This is a genomic window from Bacillus sp. MUM 116, assembly GCF_001866655.1.
In the GTDB taxonomy this organism is placed as follows: Bacteria; Bacillota; Bacilli; order Bacillales; family Cytobacillaceae; genus Neobacillus.
Genome location: NZ_MLYR01000053.1, coordinates 23,979 through 32,343, shown reverse-complemented (window position 1 = coordinate 32,343; position 8,365 = coordinate 23,979). Strand labels below are relative to the sequence as shown.

Sequence of the window (8,365 nt, the reverse complement as noted above, 5' to 3'; positions counted from 1 at the left end):
ATATTATATTATATATTTTATTTTTTATAGTCAATAAAAAAAACGATTTTGTCTTTTGAGAACAAAATCGTTTTTTTACATCTATAATCTTTACAAAGGGATTTGCTCAGCTTTATCGATATTCCAATGCACCTCTTTAAAAAACCTTTCTAGTTCAGCCGTATCTTTATTTTTAAAAAGTTCCAATATTGTCCTATGCTCATTATTTGTTTGAGTTAGTTTTTCCTTTAGCCCATCCTTTGGACCAATTTCCCCTAAATTCATTAAAAACTTTTTCTCTAATTGAAGCAGAAGATTTACAAGGCTCTTGTTAGGGCAGATTGATAAATAGACACCATGAAAAGCTTCCTGCATCTTATCATACATCCTGTAATTCTCTGTATTAATGGCGAGATCAATACTTTGAATATAAAATTCCATCTCTTTTAAGTCTTTCTCCGTTAAAAATGGAGCGGCTAGTGATGCCGCAATTCCATCCAATGCACCGATTATGAAATACGTCTCTTTTGCCTCTTCCGTTGTTAGGCTTTTAATGACAAATCCCTTTCTTGGGACATTGTCAAGCAATCCCTCTGAAGAAAGTTGAATGAGCGCTTCCCTTACAGGTGTTCTGCTGACTTTTAGCTTTTCACAAATATGATTTTCATTTACCTTTTTACCTGGCAGCAATTTTCCTGTGTTAATCTGCTCCACGATAAAGTTATAGACATGGTCTTTCAGTGACATATATTCCATCTCAAGAATCTCCAATACGTTACTTAATGTTGTTATGTATATAAATGGATTTTATAATATTAATGGATGATTCTCAATTAATTTCTTAAGAATAATTTTATTTTCAAAAAATCATTACTCATACAAAACCTTCGTTAGTCGAGGCCAAAGTATCCGCAAACGACATAGCCTACCGATTTTGCAGCAACTATCAGTGCATCCTCATCAATATCAAATTTTGGATGATGGTTGAAGAATGGCTTTTCCACACCTTTAGGCGTACAGCCAATGTAAAAATAACAGCCTGGGATTTTTTCTAAATAATAAGCAAAGTCATCTGATGGTGACATCATTGGATACTCTACTACTTCCTTAATATCCGGATCATTCGCACTTTCAAGGCTTGCCTTTACCTCTGCTGTTACATCTGGATTATTATAAAGTGGCGGATAATCGGATGTATAGATTAACTCACATTGAACACCAAACTCCTCTTCAATTCCGCTAACTATGCGGCGAACCTCTGTCTCAATAATCTCTTTTGTTTCCATAGTCATATAGCGGATATCCCCTTCAATTTCCACACGGTCTTTGATGACATTAAAGGTACCTTTTCCGTCAAAAGATCCTATGGTGATCACGCCCATATCAAACGGATTTAACCGGCGGCTAATAATCGTTTGTATCGCAGTAACGAGATAGGATCCTGCTACGATTGAATCGTTTGCCATATGAGGGGAAGAGCCGTGACCGCCAACGCCTTGAATTCCCAGTTTAAAATAGGATCTTCCGGCAAACGAAAAACCGCAGTGATAGCCGACATGACCTGCTGGGGCCATTGGAAGTAAATGAATCCCAAAAATATTGTCTACATCATGTAGCGTACCCGAGTCGATAATGCTTTTTGCTCCACCTGGCGGTACTTCCTCTGCATGTTGATGAATGATTTTGATCGTACCTGGTATTTCCTCTTTTAATTGAATCAGGCAATCGGCAAGTATCATTAAATAGGCTGTATGTCCATCATGAGCACAGGCGTGCATCACGCCTTCATTTTTTGATTTAAAGGGAAGGTCTGTTTCTTCCAAAATAGGAAGTGCATCAAAATCGGCACGAAGCGCTATCGTTTTACCAGGCTTTCCACCTTTAATTGTCACAATGATCCCATATCCATTTCCAACATTTCTTTGTACCTCTACATCTTTTCCATAGTAAAAATCAGCTATATATTGTGCGGTTTTTTCTTCTTTAAAGGACAACTCAGGGTGTTCATGTAAATAACGGCGTATCTGGACCATTTCATCTTTGCGGGCTTCTAACATTTCCATTAATTGTTTTTTCATTTAATCCCTCCTAAAATAGCATGCAGTTGCATTCCTGCTAATGATAGTTATTAATAGACAACATATTTCAATTCTGTTTTAGCATTTCAAACTATGACGGAGAATATTTATCATATAAAATAACCTGCCATTGTTTCAGGCAGGTTATTTTATAAAAAGATCATTCTCCCACAATCTTAGCATCCTTTAACAGACCATCTGTTAATTTGATTCCTTCCTGCTCAGCAGCTTTTTTATTAACCATTAGCTGAAGGTTTTCAGGGAAGCCAACTGGAATTTCGCTTGGTTTCTTTCCTTTTAGAATTTCTACCGCCATTTTACCGGTAGTGTATCCAAGGTCATGATAGTCAAATCCATAGGATGCAAAAGTTCCGCGTTTGACGGAATCTCCTTCACCAACAAAAGTTGGGATTTTTTTCGCATTCGCTACCGTGATAACGGATTCAAGAGCAGAAACGACAGTATTATCCTTTGGAATATAGAATACATCCGCGCGTCCAACCAAGGATTCAGCGGCCTGTTTTACTTCGGAACTAGTGGAAATCGTTACTTCAACCGTTTGAAGACCCACCGCCTTAATGGCTTCCTTAGCGTTTTTCACATTGACAACAGAGTTAGGTTCACCATTGTTAAAGATGATACCCACCTTCTTGGCATTTGGAATAAACTTTTTAATTGCAGCAACCGTATTCTTGATTGCTTCCGGGTGTGTATCAGATGTACCTGTAACGTTTCCGCCTGGCTTATCAAAACTTTGGACCAATTGAGCCCCAACCGGATCTGTAATAGCGGTAAATAAGACCGGAATATTTTTCGTTGACTTAACCACTGCCTGTGCGCTAGGAGTAGCGATCGCCAAAATAAGGTCATTCTTTTCGTCAACCAATTTTTGAGCAATCGACATATTGGTATTCATGTCTCCTTGGGCATTTTGGTAATCAAGCTTCAGGTTCTTTCCTTCTTCATAGCCGGCATCTTTTAGCGCCTTGATAAATCCTTCCCGTGCAGCATCAAGAGATGGATGCTCAACAAGTTGGGTGATACCAATTTTTACTACTTTCTCTTTTTTCTCCCCGGATGTTTCCTTGCTTCCTGCTCCGCATGCGGAAAGCAATAATAACAATCCGCAGACAATGATGGCCAAACTTTTTTTCATCATCTTCCTCCCCTATTCGACTACATATGTACTTTCATAAAAAAATAGATAAAGTAGTCTCCTATTTTTCTATTAAATAGAAATTTATAATATTCAGATTTTAACATTATTATCAATATAGAACAATATAATTTTATGAATTTTTTGTCAAATTATGATTTATTGTACAAAAAGAAAAAGCCCCTTAATAGAAGGGACTGAAAATAAATTAATAAATAGAGGGGGCTGTCCAGAATGTTAACAAAACACTTTCTGGACAGCCCCTTTTTACATTATTTAGCAGTAAAACTAAACAGCTTCTCTAATTGACGAACAATTTGCTGATTATCTGCCTCGACAACTTCAACATATTGCGGTTTATTAAACAATTCATTTATTTGCTCAGGGAAAGTCTGTTTAATTCCACAACGTTCAATTGATTCATTAAATTTAGCTGGATGAGCGGTTGCAAGGGTGATACAAACATCATTCGATTCATTGCATTTTTCATATGAAGCAACCCCGCAAGCTGTATGTGGATCCAGTAAATAATTGGTTTCGTCATAGTATTTTTTAATCGTTTCCAGACATTCTTCACCAACCACACCATGTGCGGCAAAATCATTTTGCGCTTGGCGAAGCTGCTCCTGGTCGACAACTATTTTCCCTTCTGTCTTGAATTGGTTCATGAACTCCGTAACTTTGTCTGGATTTTCCCCAACCAAATAATACAAATAGCGCTCGAAATTGCTGGCTACTTGAATATCCATGGAAGGGCTAAAGGTACTGCGGAACTCGCCAGGCTGGTACACGCCATCGTTAATAAAGCCTTCTAAAATATTATTCTCATTCGTTGCAACAATAAGCTTTCCAACCGGAAGACCCATTCGCTTTGCAAGATATCCGGCAAAGATATCACCGAAGTTCCCCGTCGGCACACTAAAATTAACACTCTTAGCGTTTGTCTCTTTTGCCACTTGGAAATAGGCATAAAAATAATAAACGGTTTGCGCTAAAATACGGACAAAGTTAATCGAATTAATGGCACGAAGATGATATTTATTTTTAAAATCTACATCCGCAAACAATTCCTTGATGATTCTTTGTCCATCGTCAAACGTTCCATTTATCGCAAGATTCAAAACACTTTCATCATGAACCGTTGTCATTTGTAATTCTTGCACCTTACTTACTTTCCCATGCGGATGCAAAATACAAATGCGAATGCCTTCTTTTCCTCTTACGCCTTCAATGGCTGATGCACCGGTATCACCTGATGTAGCTCCAAGGATATGAATCGTTTCACCTGTTTTCTTTGATACATAAGAATATAAATTTCCTAAGAATTGCAATGCAATATCTTTAAAAGCAAAGGTCGGGCCATGGAACAATTCCAGCACATACATGTTATCCTTCACCTTTTGAACAGGAGTTACCTCTGGGTGACGGAAAGTTGCATAGCTTTTCTTGATTAATTCCTTCAGTTCATCGTCCGGAATTTCACCATCTACATAATAAGAAAAAATTTCATAGGCTAATTCTTGATAAGAAAACTTGGACATTGCCTGAAGCGTTTCAGCGGGAATTTGCGGGATTTTCTCAGGAACTAAAAGTCCTCCGTCATTTGCCAGTCCCATTAGGACTGTTTCAATAAATCCAATTCCACTTACATTACCACGTGTACTAACAAAATTCATAGGTGCGCCTCCAAGATAAATTAATTTATTACTATAGTTACCTAAAAATTATAACTAGTCAATATAAAAAGAGATGTTAACATAAAAATTCCAGAATATTTCGCTTTCAATTCCATCTTTATATATTTTTTCCCAATTCACAAAGAAAAGCGCAAGCGCCTTGTTCAGCCTCAGGCATAGCATAAGCCAAGCCGGCGAGAAGGTTGCTCTTTAACCTTCTTGACGGCTTGACTGTAGACCATCGAGGGGCAGGACGCTTGCGCTGGACAATTCTCAAAGACGGAAATTTTCTTTCTTTACTTTTAAAAGAAGCCGCTCAATCAAGTGAGCAGCTCTAAAAATGCCTATTGCAAAATATTATCTGGATTAGTTTTCTTCTATTTCCCTACGGTTTTTCCTAAATATTTTAGATAATACTTCATATACAATTGGAACAACCACTAAGGTTAATAAGGTCGAACTTGTTAAACCACCTATAACGGTAATCGCAAGTCCTTTGGAAATTAAGCCTCCGCCGCCTTCTCCAAGTGCTAATGGGATTAACGCTCCAATTGTCGCAATGGCAGTCATCAGGATCGGACGAAGTCTTGTTGCCCCGGCTTCTAAAACTGCATTTCGCATACTTAACCCATCACGTTCCATATGAATAATTCGGTCTACCAACACTATCGCATTCGTTACAACGATACCGATTAACATCAAGAGCCCCATCATAACCGATACTGAAATCGTTTCACCAGCAAGGAATAACCCAACAAACGAACCGACAACAGCAAATGGTAACGAGAATAGGATAGAAAATGGTGCAACACCCTCACGGAAAGTTACCACAAGAATGAAGTATACGATACCGATTGCAGCAGCCATGGCTGCACCTAATTGTGTAAAAGTATCAGACATATCTGCCTGGACACCGGCAGCACTAACGGTAACTCCTTTTGGTAAATCAAGCTTATCCACTTTTTTCCCAACTTCAGAGGTTACTTTTGAAATATCCTTACCTATCACTTTTCCTGAAACCGTTGCGTAGTATTCACCTTTACTACGAGAAAGTGTATTTAATGTGGTACCTTTCTTTACCTTGACAAGCTCAGATAACGGAATGTTTTTCCCAAGTGCTGTCGGAATTGGCTTGTCTAACATCTCTTCAATCGTTTTCGGCTGTTTCTTTTGTTCTTGCTGAACGATGACATCTAATGCATTTCCGTCTTTTTCCACCGTTGTTAAGACATCCTTTGTTTTATCCGGACTTAATATCCCAACGAGTTGACCGGTTGTTAGACCGTATTTCATCAATTCATCTTGGGCGACACGGAAAGTATATTCAACATATGGATCTTCAGCACTTGAGGTTACATCTTTCAAGCCATTATTCTTTTTCAAAACATCTTCTACTTTGTTGACGGATTTATACAGTTTATTTAAATCTTCACTGTAGAGGGTAAAGCTGAGATCATTGTTTGAACCGGACATCGAAGAGAAGTTTTGACTTTTCCATTTACCAGATTGACCAATTTCTGCAACATATTTTTCAATATTCTCTTTTACTTTCGGGAAATTCTTCGTATCTGGATCAAAGATGAGGTACATTAAGGCGCCGCCTCCGCCTCCACCCATCATAGCTGTTGAGGTGTCTCCAGCTTCCGTAACCGATAATTGAACAATATCGATATCCTTACGGTTTAACATTTTCTCTTCAACTGCTTTAACATTTTTTAATGTCTCTTGACGCAGCTCTCCTGCTTTTGGTGTATAGGTTAGGTACATCACTTTATCTTCTTGACTGCCCATAAAGCTAAAACCGATTAACGGGGTTAATGCCAAACTGCCGGCTAATAATAGAATCGCTAGAATAGAAGCAATCACTTTATGGTTAAGCGACTTGTTAAGAAAAAATTTATACCAATTTGCTAATTCACCCACTTCTTTATGTTTAATTTTTATCTTTTCCTTATATAACTTTTTCTTAAATAAGAAGTGGGATAAAGCAGGTACGATGGTAATCGCAACGAGTAAAGAAGCTCCCAGCGAAAAGGCCATCGTTAATGCAAACGGTGCAAACAACTCTCCAACCATACCGCCAACAAAAATCAGTGGTGCGAATACCGCAACGGTTACTAATGTAGATGACAGGATTGGTTTGAACATTTCAATGGTTGCTTCGCGTATTAATGCCCGCCCAGTCAATTTTTCTTCTTTTAAATGTAAGCGTCGATAAATATTTTCAACAACAACGATGGAGTCATCGATGACACGGCCGATGGCAACCGTAATGGCCCCAAGTGTCATAATATTCAGCGTGATATCCATCCAGTGCAAGATCATGAGTGCCATGAAAATGGAAACTGGAATGGAAACAATTGAAATAATCGTTGATTTAAAATCCCGCAAGAAAAGCAGGATGATTAATACGGCAATTAAACCGCCAAATACCGCTTTTTCAATCATCGTTGTGATGGACTCTTGAATTGGTTTTCCTTGGTCAAGTGTCACATCGATATGAAGCCCATCCACTTTTGCTTTTTCATCTTTTATAACCTTTTTAACTTTGTTTACTACATCTACAGTGTTTGCTTGCTGACCCTTGACAATTTGAATGGCAATGGCTTCTTTACCATTTGTTCGTGAAATCGACTGCACCTTACCAACTACTTTAATGGATGCGATGTCGCTGAGTTTCACAAATGGCGAGCGATTGGTTGCAGAAGGTGTAACCGGAATCAGCATATTCTTTAATTCGTTAACCGACATGAACTTGCCGTCGATGGAAACTGCTTGTTCACCTTCTTTAAACTCATGAAGCCCCAATGAAACAGCCATATTACTTGCCTGAATCATTTGCTTGACTTTATCTTCTGTTAAACCCATTTGGGCCATTTTGGCTTTATTGTAAGTTAGGTCCACTTCATCGATATGCTGGCCCGTGATGGTTGCATCCGCTACCCCCTCGATTTTCTCGATTTTTGGAAGTAAACTATCCTCTACTGTTGACGTTAATTTAATAATATCCTCTTTGGAACTACTTACACTTAATGCCACAACCGGCATCATGTTCATGCTAATGGCTGAGGTTGTCGGCTCTTTTGCCCCTTCCGGTAATTTTACATTATCTAACGCCGATTTTAATTCCCGCTTTGCTTCATCCATATCAATGCCGTATTCATATTCCACCTGAATACTGGCCATGTTAGAATAGGAATTGGAATAAACGGCCTTCACATGATCAAGACTCTCTACCGTCTTCTCGATCGGCATCGATATGTCTTTCATAACATTCTCAGGGGTCGCCCCCGGGTAAATATCCGTTACCATTAGGTAAGGAATCGATATATTTGGTATGGTCTCCATGTTCATTCGGGTACCTGAATAAATTCCAGATACCGTAATGATGATCGTGAGCAGCCATACTGCCAGTTTATTTTTCAGAACAAAATTAACTAACCCTTTCACTTTTGCACCTACCCATAATTGACTTA

General features: G+C 38.5%; 5 protein-coding genes. All 5 read right to left on the bottom strand.

The features are described from left to right. Positions 1–90: 90 nt before the first annotated feature. Positions 91–735, bottom strand: coding sequence for a GntR family transcriptional regulator (locus tag BIV60_RS14035; RefSeq protein WP_071356361.1), 645 nt, complete (start codon positions 733–735; stop codon positions 91–93). 134 nt (positions 736–869) lie between these two features. Continuing rightward, positions 870–2,057: an amidohydrolase gene (locus tag BIV60_RS14030; protein WP_071356360.1), complete on the bottom strand. Its 1,188-nt coding sequence runs from the start codon at positions 2,055–2,057 to the stop codon at positions 870–872. A 160-nt stretch (positions 2,058–2,217) separates the two neighbouring features. Further along, positions 2,218–3,213: an ABC transporter substrate-binding protein gene (locus BIV60_RS14025; RefSeq protein WP_071356359.1), complete on the bottom strand. Its 996-nt coding sequence runs from the start codon at positions 3,211–3,213 to the stop codon at positions 2,218–2,220. Positions 3,214–3,485: 272 nt separating this feature from the next. Next, on the bottom strand, positions 3,486–4,889 hold the full coding sequence (gene thrC / locus BIV60_RS14020; RefSeq protein WP_071356358.1) for a threonine synthase: 1,404 nt from the start codon (positions 4,887–4,889) through the stop codon (positions 3,486–3,488). 366 nt (positions 4,890–5,255) lie between these two features. Further along, positions 5,256–8,339, bottom strand: coding sequence for an efflux RND transporter permease subunit (locus BIV60_RS14015; RefSeq protein WP_071356357.1), 3,084 nt, complete (start codon positions 8,337–8,339; stop codon positions 5,256–5,258). Between the last annotated feature and the right edge of the window lie 26 nt (positions 8,340–8,365).